General features: G+C 38.1%; 15 protein-coding genes and 1 tRNA gene. 6 read left to right on the forward strand and 10 right to left on the reverse strand.

The window, feature by feature from the left end:
* The first annotated feature begins 154 nt into the window (after nucleotides 1-154).
* A complete protein-coding gene (locus H6G79_RS34960; RefSeq protein WP_190594980.1) occupies nucleotides 155-1207 on the forward strand; it encodes an NACHT domain-containing NTPase in 1053 nt (350 codons plus the stop codon).
* 28 nt (nucleotides 1208-1235) lie between these two features.
* On the opposite strand, the gene H6G79_RS34965 is transcribed toward H6G79_RS34960, so the two are convergent.
* Nucleotides 1236-1544: a HigA family addiction module antitoxin gene (locus H6G79_RS34965; RefSeq protein WP_190594979.1), complete on the reverse strand. Its 309-nt coding sequence runs from the start codon at nucleotides 1542-1544 to the stop codon at nucleotides 1236-1238.
* Nucleotides 1545-1558: 14 nt separating this feature from the next.
* Nucleotides 1559-1843: a type II toxin-antitoxin system RelE/ParE family toxin gene (locus tag H6G79_RS34970; protein WP_190594984.1), complete on the reverse strand. Its 285-nt coding sequence runs from the start codon at nucleotides 1841-1843 to the stop codon at nucleotides 1559-1561.
* 201 nt (nucleotides 1844-2044) lie between these two features.
* On the opposite strand from H6G79_RS34970, the gene H6G79_RS34975 reads away from it, so the two are divergent.
* Nucleotides 2045-2476 carry a hypothetical protein gene (locus tag H6G79_RS34975; RefSeq protein WP_190594978.1) on the forward strand — a complete coding sequence of 144 codons (432 nt, stop codon included), beginning with the start codon at nucleotides 2045-2047 and terminating at the stop codon, nucleotides 2474-2476.
* A gap of 204 nt (nucleotides 2477-2680) precedes the next feature.
* Here H6G79_RS34975 and H6G79_RS34980 read toward each other — a convergent pair whose 3' ends face one another.
* Together H6G79_RS34980 and H6G79_RS34985 are read right to left on the reverse strand one after the other, a co-directional pair.
* Complete coding sequence (locus H6G79_RS34980) at nucleotides 2681-2878, reverse strand: hypothetical protein (protein WP_242048755.1); 198 nt, start codon at nucleotides 2876-2878, stop codon at nucleotides 2681-2683.
* Between the two features lie 377 nt (nucleotides 2879-3255).
* Nucleotides 3256-3326: transfer RNA gene (locus tag H6G79_RS34985), tRNA-Gly, on the reverse strand.
* A 959-nt stretch (nucleotides 3327-4285) separates the two neighbouring features.
* Here H6G79_RS34985 and H6G79_RS34990 point away from each other — a divergent pair.
* Together H6G79_RS34990 and H6G79_RS34995 are read left to right on the forward strand one after the other, a co-directional pair.
* A complete protein-coding gene (locus tag H6G79_RS34990; protein ID WP_190594983.1) occupies nucleotides 4286-4780 on the forward strand; it encodes an NUDIX hydrolase in 495 nt (164 codons plus the stop codon).
* Between the two features lie 87 nt (nucleotides 4781-4867).
* A complete protein-coding gene (locus H6G79_RS34995) occupies nucleotides 4868-5680 on the forward strand; it encodes an alpha/beta fold hydrolase (RefSeq protein WP_190594977.1) in 813 nt (270 codons plus the stop codon).
* A 125-nt stretch (nucleotides 5681-5805) separates the two neighbouring features.
* Here H6G79_RS34995 and H6G79_RS35000 read toward each other — a convergent pair whose 3' ends face one another.
* The 3 genes from H6G79_RS35000 to H6G79_RS35010 form a co-directional block, all read right to left on the reverse strand.
* Nucleotides 5806-6264 carry a type II toxin-antitoxin system VapC family toxin gene (locus H6G79_RS35000; protein WP_190594976.1) on the reverse strand — a complete coding sequence of 153 codons (459 nt, stop codon included), beginning with the start codon at nucleotides 6262-6264 and terminating at the stop codon, nucleotides 5806-5808.
* A gap of 8 nt (nucleotides 6265-6272) precedes the next feature.
* A complete protein-coding gene (locus H6G79_RS35005) occupies nucleotides 6273-6713 on the reverse strand; it encodes a hypothetical protein (RefSeq protein WP_190594975.1) in 441 nt (146 codons plus the stop codon).
* A gap of 71 nt (nucleotides 6714-6784) precedes the next feature.
* Nucleotides 6785-7573, reverse strand: coding sequence for a pantothenate kinase (locus H6G79_RS35010; RefSeq protein ID WP_190594982.1), 789 nt, complete (start codon nucleotides 7571-7573; stop codon nucleotides 6785-6787).
* Between the two features lie 101 nt (nucleotides 7574-7674).
* On the opposite strand from H6G79_RS35010, the gene H6G79_RS35015 reads away from it, so the two are divergent.
* Entirely contained in the window at nucleotides 7675-9399 is a 1725-nt protein-coding gene (locus H6G79_RS35015) for a diflavin flavoprotein (RefSeq protein ID WP_190594974.1), read from the forward strand.
* A 349-nt stretch (nucleotides 9400-9748) separates the two neighbouring features.
* On the opposite strand, the gene H6G79_RS35020 is transcribed toward H6G79_RS35015, so the two are convergent.
* The 3 genes from H6G79_RS35020 to H6G79_RS35030 all read right to left on the reverse strand — a co-directional run bounded on the left by H6G79_RS35020 (nucleotide 9749) and on the right by H6G79_RS35030 (nucleotide 13457).
* Nucleotides 9749-10792: a 3-deoxy-7-phosphoheptulonate synthase gene (locus H6G79_RS35020; protein WP_190594973.1), complete on the reverse strand. Its 1044-nt coding sequence runs from the start codon at nucleotides 10790-10792 to the stop codon at nucleotides 9749-9751.
* 244 nt (nucleotides 10793-11036) lie between these two features.
* Nucleotides 11037-12695 carry an alpha-amylase family glycosyl hydrolase gene (locus tag H6G79_RS35025; RefSeq protein WP_190594972.1) on the reverse strand — a complete coding sequence of 553 codons (1659 nt, stop codon included), beginning with the start codon at nucleotides 12693-12695 and terminating at the stop codon, nucleotides 11037-11039.
* Between the two features lie 387 nt (nucleotides 12696-13082).
* Nucleotides 13083-13457, reverse strand: coding sequence for a DUF1823 family protein (locus H6G79_RS35030; RefSeq protein ID WP_190594971.1), 375 nt, complete (start codon nucleotides 13455-13457; stop codon nucleotides 13083-13085).
* A gap of 343 nt (nucleotides 13458-13800) precedes the next feature.
* Here H6G79_RS35030 and H6G79_RS35035 point away from each other — a divergent pair, with 343 nt between their 5' ends.
* Nucleotides 13801-14094, forward strand: a complete 294-nt coding sequence (locus H6G79_RS35035; RefSeq protein WP_190594970.1) for an acylphosphatase — start codon at nucleotides 13801-13803, stop codon at nucleotides 14092-14094.
* The last annotated feature ends 137 nt before the right edge of the window (nucleotides 14095-14231 follow it).

Here is a 14231-nt window from a genome sequence, read left to right on the forward strand (position 1 = left end):
ATCTTTTTTACGCAATTTTGCTCCAACTACAACAGAAATGGTTGATAAACTAATCTCAGTTGCACTCGACTTAATAAATCCTCAACATTTAAGAAACTGGTTTGCTAGTTGCTGCTACTGTACCTCATAACAGCCGTAGGTGCTGTATCTGGCGGTGAAAAAGTTTGAGCAGCCGCAGTATGTTTTGTTTGAGCAGGCAGAAATTGAGGGTTACATAGCAGAGTTTTTGGGAATTGGGCTGCGGGATAGTGGAGCAGTTTTGAAGGCGATCGAGTCTCAGCATGGGTTATTAATTGAGCGAGCAAATAAAGTCTGGTCTTTTTCACATCTTACATTTCAAGAGTATTTTGTGGCAAAGTGGTTTTGTAATTATAGTGATTGGCAGCGTCTAAGCCAAAACATTTTTGAATTACATTATAGAGAAGTTTTTCTTCTGGCGACTGAGATATCTCCTAATCTTAATCAATTAATGAAATCAATGAAACATGAAGTTGATTATAAGCTAGAAGATGATATATATATTCAAAAATTTCTGAGTCGGGTTTACGAAAAATCAGAATCTGTTAATGTACCTTTTCATCCTAGAATGATTAGAGCTTTTTATTTTGAAATAAATCGGAATAATATACTTGATTTTCAGGTAAATCTACAGCCTTCAATTAGTCAGAATTTGGACATAGATATTAATTCATTACTAAATTCTGAAGATGCTTCAGACTGTATTCTTGATTATAAGCTTGCTCTGCTTCTATACAATGCTTATTATATAGCTGCAAATCCACCATATCTAAATGCTTTTAGCTACTTTCGTAGTAATCAAGAATTTATTAAAGTATATGAAATGCTAATTAGTTATCCACTGGAAGATAATTTGAGAAGAGGTCTAGAAAACATAAACAGCTTACTACCAGAGTTTTCCTGGGAAAACAGTAAAAAATTTATAGATTGGACATTACAGGAAGGCAAAATCTGGGCTGATAAGCTTAGAGAATTAATAGTCAATTACCGTAATATTAGACATGATATGCACTGGCTTCCAGAGAATAATTGGCGACTGCTAGATCAATATTATAATGCAAATAAATTGCTGTTAGAATGCGTAAATAGCGGTCGGACAGTATCTGATGAAATAAAAGATGAGATTGAAGACACTTTACTGCTACCGATCGCCGAAATCGAAAAACGCAAACGTGAAATAGCCGAATAGAGCGTTAATATCATGATTTGTATGACTTTTAGGCTACATCATTAGAAGGAAGTTGAGGAATTTGATTGTAAAGTTCTGAGTTTTCTTCAAGAGCTTGACGTAGATCATATTGTGTTTGTAAATTTAACCAAAACTGGGCGGTGTTGCCAAAATAGTGGGATAGACGCAAAGCTGTATCAGCCGTAATACTGCGTTTTCCAGATAGAATTTCACTAATTCGTGTCTGAGCTACACCTATATCTTTGCTTAATCTATAGGCTGTGATATTCAACGGTTCTAAAAATTCTAGTTGTAGGATTTCGCCTGGATGAATGTTTGGCAAACGGTTGTTATTCATAATGATTTTTATACTTAGTGGTAATCGACTATTTCAACGTCCGAAGCATTGTTTTCATCTGTCCAAATAAAGCAAATCCGCCATTGGTCATTAATCCGAATACTGTACTGCCCACTTCTATCACCAACTAGCTTTTCTAAGCGATTTCCAGGTGGAACGCGCAAGTCATTAATTGATGTTGCTGCGTCAAGGATAAGTAGTTTTCGTAAAGCAGTCTTCTGAATATTGGGTGGGTATTGAGAAGATGTAAAGCCATCAAAAATTAGCTTTGTCTCTTCAGACTTGAAATTAACAATCACAATAATATCGTTTTGCGTTACTATCGTCAAACGTTAGTATACATTTCAAGTGGTAAATTTTGACATTGAGCAAGCGATGGCGTAACCGCCCAGCGTATCTGATCGCTCATTCATAACTATGCCTGACAACAACCTGCGCTGCGTCTAAGTTTAGAATTTAACGGTAAGCACATCCTCTAAATATTTGTCAGCGCGGTTAATATGACTGACGTGAATCCCGACATCACTGGAACTATTACGATCGCAGTGCAGCCTCAAGACAATGGGCAGTATATTTGCCAGTTATCATCGTCTCTGAGCGATTCTCCTAGAGAAAATATACAATGCTACGGTCAAACCAAAGAACACGCGATCGCGATCGCCTTAGAACAACTAGCCGATGAGTATCGCAAAATAGCAGAAGAACAACAAAATATAGCTTGGGACACCGTGGAGAGATCGGACTCTGGAGAGCCAATTACCAAGTATTACCATGTAATTCTCCACTACGAGCGCATTGCAGAGGAAGAATCGAAGTTTGAGGCAATGCACAATACCATTATGGGAAATACTGTGGTAGAGAATGCCAATATTACCGTGATTGAGATTGATCCAGATATACCAATTGAGCCATTAACGCGATCTTGGGATTGAAATCAACGAAATATAACGGTTTTTTAAGACTTTAGTGCTATTGCGATCGCCCAAGGCAAGCATAGCCCATCACCCACTCAATTCCAGCCTCATCTTTTGTCTGCACATCAATCTTTGTGATTCAAGCGAGAAGAATTTATCAATCTCAGCATAGTCATTTAAGTCGCCCAGATAAAAGCATCCACAACTCAACTACTGAACTTGTTATTTAACTAGCTCAACTGTTTTATAACCAGACGAACCCATAGAATCCTGATTCTGCCGTTGCTGGCGGATTGTTGCTAAATGCTCTAATGCTTGATTTAGTCCTCTTAAAATGTGCCTCTCATATCGGGCTAATTTATCTGTATCTGAAGGCAAAGCTAATGATTTTTGGTGTTCCTGCCTAATTTGTGCCTGCAAACTTTTCAGTTCTGCACTTCCACCTCTGTCATTTCCTGAATCAATAAGTGATTGCAGCTCATCAGGAAATTTAAAGACTTTTCCCGCATTGCTAAAGCCTTCATCCTTGCTGTTTGTGCTTGCTCTAGAACTTTATTAGCGATCGCGTTCTAAATAAAAACACAACTGTCATTTTTCAGATATGGTTATATGGGTATAAGGATGTAAGTATTCAGAACCCTTATACCCCATACCCTTTCACCCCCACACCCAATCCCCACAGACAATTGTGGTGCGTCACTATTGTATATTTTTAGTACAAAAATACTGCGAAAAGAACTGTCTTATAAATAAAGAAAACCCTCGTAAGTCTTAGCTCACAAGGGTTTCGCTTTTTAAGCGGGCGGCGGGAATCGAACCCGCATTAATAGCTTGGAAGGCTATAGTTTTACCACTAAACTACGCCCGCAAACAGAGGCTTCTATTCAATATAAACACAGTTCGTATACAAATAATACACAAGTACTGCTTATTTAGGCTTTGTTTTACCTGTGTTTATTAATGAACTTGTATAAGTATAACAAGAAAAGTATCGGAACTACAACCCCTACTGGAAAATCTTATAAAGGAAGCATCACAGTAGAGTCAACCAATGGTAGATTGAGATTTAGAGTAGCAGGGCAGCTTTACACAGTAACTTTAGGTACATAGTATTTTTCATCCTAAATGAAATACGGCCAAGAATTATTAACCACAGATAAACGCAGATACACGCAGATAGCAATAGATAAATTTGTATCTTAGTAGACTAGAAAACGCTAGATAATCTGGCCATGTTTTTCAACAGATAAATTAACTATGTTCTATGAATTAAATATCTCGTCAGGACAATCTTAATATATTCCAATTTCTTCAGCTACTTAAATAAATAATGTATATAGAACTACAAAAGAAATTATTTAATTCAGTGCTAAAATTGATATATCATACAAAAACTATTAGATGATATTTGAAAACCATCAAGTATTTTGCTTGATTTTCTTAGTATAAGTATCCTAAATGAGACTCAAACAAATCTATTTCGTGTTCCCTGTTTCCAGTTACCTGTCTTTGTGAATTAGTTTGTCAATCAAATAGGACTAGTCTATGTCAATAGTTATCAGTTAGCCAGGCTTTGTAGCAATTTTTTGGGGAAAGACTTAACTGAAGAATTATCGATGAAAGTAAATTCTCAATCAATTGCCAACAAGTAGTCTAGATATAGGCGTATATTAAATTACTAAGTAAATTCGCTAATACTTTTCAAATAACCTCTAAGAAGCAACTCTCAAAGCACAAGCATCTTTGTGTGAAATAAATCTCAATAATTAGCTATTTGAGTAAATGCGAGTGCAAGAAATCAAAAAACATAACACCAAAATTTTTAGCTTGAACGTTCTGGCTTTTTTTGCAGCATTTGTCCAATCTACACGCGGTTTATGGCGCTACGGACAAACAGTATTAGGTATTATTTTCCGTCATCCTATTACTGGTACAAGTATTATTCCGTTATTACCTGATGGTCGAATTGTCTTAATTCGACGGCGAGATAATGGTCTTTGGTCATTACCAGGGGGAATGGTGGACTGGGGAGAAGATATCCCGAATACAGTCCGCCGAGAATTAATAGAGGAAACAGGACTGGAATTAGTAGAAATTAAACGTTTAGTAGGTGTTTATTCTGCACCAGATAGAGATCCTCGCATTCATTCGATTTGCGTTGTGGTGGAAGCCGAAGTTAAAGGAAAAATGGAAATTCAAGATACTTTAGAAGTTATGGAAATCCAAGCTTTTTTTCCGAGTGCTTTACCTAAAGGCCCAATGTCTCATGACCATTCTCGACAGCTACAGGACTACTTAAACGGCTTGACAACGCTGGCGTAACAATACTTTAGATTTTCTCTGGGAGTTTTAATTACAAAATCCAATATAAAAACTACAATCTACTATGATGTAATTTTTATATATAAGATGGATACACTATTACGTAACTCCCGCAGAAAGCTCTCTCAAGGATTGTTATTTTGGAGCGAGGCTGGTCAAGGTATTCCGGTGGTTTTGTTACATGGTGCTTGGAACGATAGTAGTCAGTGGTCATCTGTAATGGAAAAACTGGCGAAGAATTTCCATTGCTTTGCACCAGACTTGATAGGCTTTGGGGAGTCTGATAAGCCAAATATTCATCACTCAATAGATTTACAAGTAGAGTCGATCGCGGAACTACTGCAAGCCTTAAGACTGGAAAGAGTATACTTAGTAGGTCATTCTCTGGGAGGTTGGATTGCAGCGAGTTATACTTTGAAATATCCAGAACAGGTAGAAGGTTTAGTGCTGTTAGCACCAGAAGGTGTAGAAGTTGAGAAACAAGAAAAACGTTGGCAACAACGGCGTAAATTATTAGAATTTTCTCCGTTATTAGTGAAATTTTTCAAATTTATCAGACCAATCACTAAAATATTCGGTTGGCACGAAAAAATCGAGCAAGACCTAAAGCAACGCCAACATTTACTCAAATATCCTGCCGCTTGTCAGTTATTATTTCAAAGACAGACAGCAGAAATTAAAGCAGAGTTACTGCAAGATAAATTGCATTTAATTGAAGTTCCTGTATTAATTTTACAAGGCGGACAAGATACTTCTGATGCTGTCTTTCAAAGCCAAACTTATAAACAATTAATTTCCCAAGTTGATTTTAAATTAGTGGCTCATGCTGGCAATGATTTACCAGAAGAGTGTGCCGGCATTGTAGCGGAAGAGATTCATGATTTTATTAAACATATATGATTTTTGAAATGCACGTAGTAGGATGTGTTAGCGACAGCATAGCACATCTAACGTAAAGCTTTTGGTGCGTTACTATCATTTGTCATTGGTAAGAGTTTCAAGCCTCTTGATGTTGTGTAAATGACTTACTTATTCAGGGTTTGTTGCCAATCAGCTACAGATATTCCTTCACTTTCAAACCGCGATATATGTTTTAAGTTTGTTGTGACAACTGTAACCTGATCAAAAATTTTTAGTTGCAAAATGGCTTGAGCAGCAAGAATTACATCTCCATCTAAGCTGTCATTACTGGCTGTGGGTTGACCTTGGTTTCTTACCCAAGCCCATAATTCGGCTGCTTTTATCATCGTTTCATGCGTTAGTGGTATTAGACAAATTTTGCTAAGTTGGTTGAGGCGCTCTATACTTTTTTGCTTTCCTTGTCTTAAAAGTTCACGTCGTAGCTCATAATCAGCTATTTCAGGAACACGTATAAGAGTTTCATCTTTTTGTAATGACTTTAACCATTGTTGGATTTTTGGATCTATCTTTGGATGCGTTACTTGACTCAATGGATTAGTATCCAACAAAATAACTCTACCCATGTGAGTTTTTATAATGATAGTTGATTGCGGTTCAAAGCTGACTCAATAGATGAATAAGTTTCTTCATCGTAATCTGATTCATCGGCCATCCATTCATCAACTAAATCTATCACCGCTTCTAAAGAATTATCCTGATTTGATTGTGATTCTAAAAATTTGCCTATTAAAGATTCATTCAGCTTACTATGTTCTCTAGCAGAGGCGTATATTATATGACCTTTGAGACTGGATGATGTAGTTATAGGAGGAAACGAGACAACTACATCTAAGTCTCTCGTTGTACTGGAAATAGATGTTTTCCTCTGATAGCTCCCAGAAAGAGGGTATAATTGAAACGAAGATTTTTCCTCAATCAAAGTATCAACTTTGGCTTTAAGTACTAGCAATTCTGCTAAAGTCAAATTATCTAAATTTTGCATGATTTCATAGATGTGTGTGGCTTTAGGCATATCTACGATTAGAAATAAGTATATATTTCTATTTTAGCTTATAGTTGCTTTAGTATCTCTCAGTCAACCAATTATAGATTATCAACCGTTGCTATTCCCAAAAAAATTAAGTTTGGTTCTACAATCAAACGGGCTGTTATTTTTGGGTATAAAGTTTCCATATAGTTAAATAATAAGGTGCGATCGCCTCCTTTAATCGCCACTTTACTATTAGGATATAATTCCCACCAAGCTGTCATAAAATCTTTGATTCCAGCTAACAAGGTGTAGATAACACCACTTTGAATTGCATCTGGGGTATTTTGGGCAAACCTTGGCGGTAAAGATGTGAAAGTTTGCGTTTTTAACTGGGGTAACTGGCTGGTTTTTTGACCTAACGTCGCAAATTGTAAACCTAGCCCTGGCAAAATTGCACCGCCAACTAAATTCTGTTGACTATCTGCACCTGTAAAAGTGAGTGCGGTTCCAGCATCAATTACTAATATGGGAAATCCCAACTTTATCCCCGCACCCCACAAAGCCAAGGCGCGGTCAATTCCTAATGTGGGATAAGTATTTTTTAAAGGTACATTCTCTAAGGTAATTACTTTGACATTGGGGTAACTTTGCCAAAGTGCGGTTTGACTGGGAACAACAGAAGCAATTACCAGAGGAAGGGGACAAGGAAGGGTAAAAATCTTGGACGGGAAATCATCTAAGGTTCGACCGTTACCTAACTGCTGTATAACTGAATCAGGTAGATAGTCTGTATTCCATGTACAGTCAAGGGTTTCGCCTACGAATAACCCCCAATGCAGTCGGGAATTACCTATCTCCAAAGCCAGCCAAGGTTTATGTATACGCGGTTTCACTCTTTTGATTTTTTTAAGATAACTATAGGTTTTTTAATAAAAATTTACATTTGAACCGTGTCAAAATAGAACAAGCGGAATAAATACTCATTGTGTTTGAGAGGGGATTTATGGTATCGCTCACCGAGAAAACGGAAAAAAGGTTGACAATACAGACTGAGGATATTTCTCAAGATACGACGGCAATTCGCTCTCTAGATTGGGATCGCGATCGCTTTGATATTGAGTTTGGTTTACAAAATGGTACTACCTACAACTCATTTTTGATTCGCGGTGAGCAGATTGCTTTAGTTGATACCTCCCATGAGAAGTTCCGTCAGCTGTATTTTGATACGCTCACAGGATTGATTAATCCTCAAGATATCAATTATTTGATTGTCAGCCACACTGAGCCTGATCATAGCGGCTTAGTGAAAGATTTGTTACAAATAGCTCCAGAAATTACCGTTGTGGCTTCCAAAGTCGCAATTCAATTTTTGGAAGATTTAGTGCATCAGCCATTTAAACGGCAGATTGTTAAAAATGGCGATCGCTTAGATTTAGGTAACGGTCACGAGATAGAATTTGTAATTGCGCCTAATTTACATTGGCCGGACACAATCTTCAGCTTCGACCATAAAACCCAAACCCTGTTTACCTGCGATGCTTTCGGGATGCACTATTGTTCCGATGCTACTTTTGACGAAGACTTAAAAACTATTGAAGCTGATTTTAAATATTACTATGAATGCTTGATGGGGCCGAATTCGCGCTCGGTATTGTCTGCAATGAAGCGGATGGGGGAATTACCAGCGATTAAAATGATTGCGACAGGTCACGGGCCGTTACTCTATCACAACGTTGAGGAACTCACCCAACGTTACCGCAAATGGAGTCAGAACCAAGCGAAACCAGAAACTACCGTTGGTGTATTTTACGTTTCAGAATACGGTTATAGCGATCGCCTCGCCCAAGCAATTATCAACGGTATCAACAAAACCGATGTCGCTGTAGAAGTAGTAGATTTGGGTTCAGCCACAGATTTACAAGAATTGCGCGAACTAGTTGGGCGTTGTTCTGGATTAGTCATTGGTGCGCCGCCATCTGCTGGTGATACCATTGCTCAAGCCGCACTTAGTACTGTGTTAGGCTCGGCTAAAGATAAACAAGCCATTGGTATATTTGAAACCGGCGGCGGTAATGATGAGCCGACTTACCCCCTGTTGAACAAATTCCGGGCTTTAGGACTACATATCGCATTCCCAGTGATTCAACTTAGCGAAACACCCAGGGAAAATACTTATAAGCAGTGTGAAGAAGCAGGCACAGACTTAGGGCAGTGGGTAACGCGCGATCGCAGCATCAAAGCGATGAAAGCCCTGAGTGCAGACTTAGATAAAGCCTTGGGTAGACTCAGTGGCGGACTGTATATTATTACCGCCAAAAAAGGCGATGTCTCCAGCGCGATGTTAGCTTCCTGGGTAGCACAAGCCAGCTTTAAACCCTTGGGCTTTTCCATTGCAGTCGCTAAAGACCGGGCGATTGAATCCTTAATGCAAGTAGGCGATCGCTTTGTGTTAAACGTCTTAGAAGAAGGCAATTATCAAACACTCATGCGCCACTTCCTCAAACGGTTCGCCCCTGGTGCAGACCGCTTTGCAGGTGTGCGAACCCAAAGCGCCGAAGACGGTACACCCATCCTCGCCGACGCTTTAGCATATATGGAATGCGAAGTTGTTAGCCGGATGGACTGCGGCGACCACTGGGCGGTATACAGCACCGTCAATGGCGGCCGAGTTTCTAAACCGGAAGCACTGACAGCTGTGCATCATCGTAAGGTAGGAAATCACTACTAAAGACTTTTTAAAAGACGTTGCAGCGCAACGTCTTTTAAACTTTACCACTCAGCACTATATTCACTCGTTAGGGCTAGTACAGGTCGGCGGAAATAAAGATACCATTTCAAGTGAATGAAAAGCCTGTGATATGAGCTTTTTTACTTTTTACTTCCGCGTAGCGGTACTAGGTGCTTCCAAACATCCTCTTAGGAAAATTTGAAACTTTGAATGCCAGGTATAGTAATACCATTTTGGATTTTAGATTTTGGATTGGGAAATTGCTTACTGGCGAGCTTTTCAGTAACCCATTTGTCGCAATCATTTTTCAAATTGGTATAACAACCTTTCCTCCTGCTATAACAGCCTACTACCTCAATCTGGCGTGGGCTGCCAAAATAATTCTTTCTGTTTCTTCCCAACCAATACATTTATCAGTTACAGAAACACCATACTTTAATTCTTCTGGTTTGCAATTTAATGGTTGATTGCCTTCATATAAATGCGATTCCAGCATCATCCCCACAATAGATGTATTGCCATCAATAATTTGCTGAATTACATCTTCAAATACCTGAGATTGCAATCGGTAATCTTTATTGGTATTGCCATGACTACAGTCAATCACGATTCTTGGTGGTAAATCAGAATCTTTTAATTTTTGTTCTACTAATTTGACATTAGCTGCATCGTAATTAGGCTGGTTTCCACCCCTTAAAATCACATGACCGTAAGGATTACCCATAGTTTGAAAAACGCTAACTTGTCCTTTATTATTGATCCCTAGAAAGTTATGGGGACTTTTTGCTGAGTGCAGGGCATTTAAAGCCACTTGAATGTTACCATCCGTGCCATTTTTAAAACCTACAGGCATAGAAAGCCCGCTAGACATTTCCCGGTGCGTTTGTGATTCTGTGGTTCTCGCCCCAATAGCAGACCAGGTAATTAATTCACTAATATATTGGGGGATGATTGGGTCTAAGGCTTCAGTCCCGGCGGGTAATTCTAATTCAGTAATTTTTAATAGTAAACTTCTGGCGGTTAATAAACCTTTTTCCACATGGAAAGAATCATCCATGTCAGGGTCATTAATCAAACCTTTCCAACCTACTGTTGTTCTTGGTTTTTCAAAGTAAACTCTCATAACTAACAAGAGTTTATCTTTGACTTGATCTGCTAAAACTTTCAATTTTTCAGCATACTCTATCGCTGCTTTGGTATCATGGATAGAACATGGCCCAACTACAATAAATTTTCTACTATCTTGAAAATCTAAAATATTTTCTAGTTCTTGTCTATATTTTAATACTGTATGTTCTGCCGATTTCGTAATTGGCAATCTTGTCTTAACGTCGTGAGGCGTTAATAAGATATGGGAACTTTTAATGTTAGTATTAGATAATTTGTTGTGCATGTAGACGCTCTGGAGATTAGAATGCTCTCGTTACTTGAGAGAAAAGTAATATACACATTTTAAGTCAAAAGCACAATAATCTCTGCCTTGATTTTTATTTAAACAGACTTTATTCCTGAGTCTATTGATAGTTTAACTGTCATTGGTGACGGGGAGAATTGGAGCGATCGCCCCAATTCTCCCCATTAATAAAAAAGGGGCAAATATCGCCCCATTCACGTCTAACTCATGTCAGAGAATCTTGTTATTGCCAGACAAATACCTTAGCCTCATAAGGGCCAAGATCAGTCATAATCCCATTATCGCCAGCCTCTACATCATAATTGCCCGTCCACTCGTGCCAAGTACCGCCACAAGGGAAATTAGGAACGTGATAGCCAGCTAAAAAGTTTTTGGAAAAATTTGCTACCACAACTACACGGGAACCTTCATCATTCCATCGACTATAAGCCAACACTTTAGCTTCGTGATTTTCGTGGATGAAATCAATATTTGCTGTATACAAAGCATGGTTATTTTTGCGTAGATGAATCAAGCCTTTGTAGTAATTAAATAAACCACCGTTTAAATCATTACTTAGTAGTGTCCACTCAATTTTTGATGATTCTTGGGTTTTAGGTTTATATTCACCAAACTCTTGTCCCATCCATACCAAAGGTACACCCACAGCCGTCATCAAAATAGCTACACCTAATTTGATGCGTCTAAAAGCTTCTTCATCGAAAATATTCCGATTACCTAACTCAACCATTACCCGATTATGGTCATGGTTGGTGAGATAATTAACCACATTAGTCGCACCCATGAAACCTTGACGTTTCGGATCAATCACATCTTTGAGGTTTTCTAAATCAAAACTATCGCCGCAAATATGTGCTGTAACTGTGTGCATAAAGCTATCATGCCAACAACCATCCATTGGGCCATCAATATTAGTAATACTGGTTGTTTCTGGGATATGTTCAGCAACATTATAAAAAGGTTTCGCACCAGCAGTTTTTTTCGCTTCTTGAACTATCCAGTGCATAAAATCGTAATTGGCAATTTGTCTGGCAGCATCGTAGCGAATGCCATCTACATGATATTCTTCAATCCAAAAACGGACTGTATCGCCAATAAATTTACGGGCGGGATAAGTCTCTAAATTTTCATCGTAGAATTCATAATTAAATTCTGGCCCCCAGCTATTATCAGGGTCACGCGGTGCATGATGATACCAATAATCATGGTCTATTTGGGTTAAAGGGCTAGAAGATTCTGAGTGATTATAAATCCCATCCATAATCACCCGAATTCCTCGACTATGGCATTCGTCAACGAGTTGCTTTAATTCATTTGTAGAACCATAACTCGATTCAGGTGCAAAAAAATATCTTGGGTTATAACCCCAACTATAATTACCAGGATATTCTTTAACTGGTAGTAATTCAATAGCGTTAATTCCTAAATCACATAAATAATCTAACTTTTCAATAACGTGTTTATATTTCCCTCTCGCATCAGGGTCATCTTCACCACCAGAAAAATCACCAACGTGTAATTCATAAATCACTAGTTCATGGTCTGGCGGTAAAGGTTTATCATCATGATGCCAGACATAAGTATCAACAATTTTTTGTCCATCCTTAATACGAATTACACCATTATCTTTACCACCAATTTCGTCAACATCGGTTGCATAAGGGTCTGTAACATCTACCCATTGATCTGCTTCAAAAAACCACGATTTTGACTGCACACGGAATTTATATTTATAAACCCCATCTTCTAATTCTACAGTTGTACGGAAATAACCATCTTCTCCTTTTATCATTGGAATTTCTTGCCAATCAGAAAAAGAACCTATTAACGCAGCGCCTTCGTTATAAGGTGCAAATAAACTAAATTCAATGGGATTAGCCATAAAAAATTTTCAAGTATATAAAGCGAATATCAGTATTTTCGTAATAATTAATCAATTTGCAAATCGGTCTACAGAAATAATTCAATAATCCCTCCTCTATCTGTAGAGGGACTAGTTAATGTCTAAATGGGTGTTTTTTAGAGTTTAATTCCTATCAATGCTGAATATTTGGCTATTATCAGCTATCTACCATCATGCGATAGATTTTATTAAATATGTAAAATTAGTTTTGTATATATAAGATTTATATTTGATTTAGGAAATACAAGTAGCAAAAAATTGTAGGTTGGGTGTAACGCAGTGAAACCCAACATTTTTAGTATTTTGTTTGGTTACGCTTCGCTTCACTCAACCTACCTTTAATGGTATATCAAAATTTCCCAATGACTATAATTCGGGATTTTGTTGTCGCCAATAACTTAATAACCAATTGGCGGCTGTGGCTCGGCGTGTTTCTCTGGGTGTAAATTCCCCAATTTTGTAACCTTTAAATCCCAACTTTTCTTTAAGGCTTTGCTTGTATTCTGTGGGAATTGAACGTGTTAATTTCATGGTTGCGGGACGACTTGCGAGAAAGTTTGGTGGTTCTGGGTATTCATCTCGCCATTCTGGTAAAACTTCGTTGTTTTCCCATTGATCAGTTGTGGCGTTATAGCGATATCCCAAGTAATACCAAACTAATTGATTGACTGTTAAATCATCAATTTGATCCTTGAGGATTCCCCAAATTGTATCAGGATTTAAAGGTGGTAAATTAGACATAAGCAAGGCAGAATTCAAACTTTAAAATTAGCAGATTGATAGATGCTAGTCTGTAATTAGAGATGCAGCCTTCTATAGATGACGGCAAGGTACAAACAATAATTTATCATTATCTTTACTTACTCTTACAGCGAGTATGGCTATTTCTATACTGCTAAAGTGGAGCTAGATGAATTTAACCACTATTGCAGAAAATGAACGCAGATAAATTTATCCTCTGGTAGATGAGGAAACGCTATTTTTTCCTAAAACAGTTATCGGCAAAAACTTGAGTGTGTAATTAAAATTTTGTTCTCGATTCACATAACAGGTAGACTGGAAAGCGTAAAGAATTGACCAGTTTATGCAAGATTCCACACAAGTACCAAAGATAATTCGCGCCCATGTCTTAATTTCTGGCCGAGTTCAAGGAGTAGGCTATCGTTATGCAACAGTTGATACCGCCAGCCAGTTGGGTTTAACTGGTTGGGTACGAAATCTACCTGATGGTAGGGTAGAGGCGGTATTTGAAGGGGTGCGGGAGGTTGTCGAGGAAATGATTCGCTGGTGTTATTCGGGGCCACCTGCGGCTGTGGTGCAAGGGGTGGTGACTGAGTATGAAGAACCAGAAGGCTTGCGGGGGTTTGAGGTTAAGTAGTTTGGGAAAGTGGGAATATGTGGGTATAGAACCCATTTGGGATCTAGTATACTGATAAAATAACAGTATGTTTTGTCACTTATGTATTTAAGCAGTTTAACAGATGAAGAGTGGCTAATTATTGAACCATTATTACC

Origin of the sequence: Anabaena sp. FACHB-83 (genome assembly GCF_014697485.1) — a bacterium.
GTDB lineage: Bacteria > Cyanobacteriota > Cyanobacteriia > Cyanobacteriales > Nostocaceae > Nostoc_B.

Coding starts and splice junctions, on each gene's coding strand:
- H6G79_RS34965 (WP_190594979.1), bottom strand. CDS start 1,544: ATGAATAACAACCGTTTGCCAAACATTCATCCAGGCGAAATCCTACAA.
- H6G79_RS34975 (WP_190594978.1), top strand. CDS start 2,045: ATGACTGACGTGAATCCCGACATCACTGGAACTATTACGATCGCAGTG.
- H6G79_RS34995 (WP_190594977.1), top strand. CDS start 4,868: ATGGATACACTATTACGTAACTCCCGCAGAAAGCTCTCTCAAGGATTG.
- H6G79_RS35000 (WP_190594976.1), bottom strand. CDS start 6,264: ATGGGTAGAGTTATTTTGTTGGATACTAATCCATTGAGTCAAGTAACG.
- H6G79_RS35005 (WP_190594975.1), bottom strand. CDS start 6,713: ATGCCTAAAGCCACACACATCTATGAAATCATGCAAAATTTAGATAAT.
- H6G79_RS35015 (WP_190594974.1), top strand. CDS start 7,675: ATGGTATCGCTCACCGAGAAAACGGAAAAAAGGTTGACAATACAGACT.
- H6G79_RS35020 (WP_190594973.1), bottom strand. CDS start 10,792: ATGCACAACAAATTATCTAATACTAACATTAAAAGTTCCCATATCTTA.
- H6G79_RS35025 (WP_190594972.1), bottom strand. CDS start 12,695: ATGGCTAATCCCATTGAATTTAGTTTATTTGCACCTTATAACGAAGGC.
- H6G79_RS35030 (WP_190594971.1), bottom strand. CDS start 13,457: ATGTCTAATTTACCACCTTTAAATCCTGATACAATTTGGGGAATCCTC.
- H6G79_RS35035 (WP_190594970.1), top strand. CDS start 13,801: ATGCAAGATTCCACACAAGTACCAAAGATAATTCGCGCCCATGTCTTA.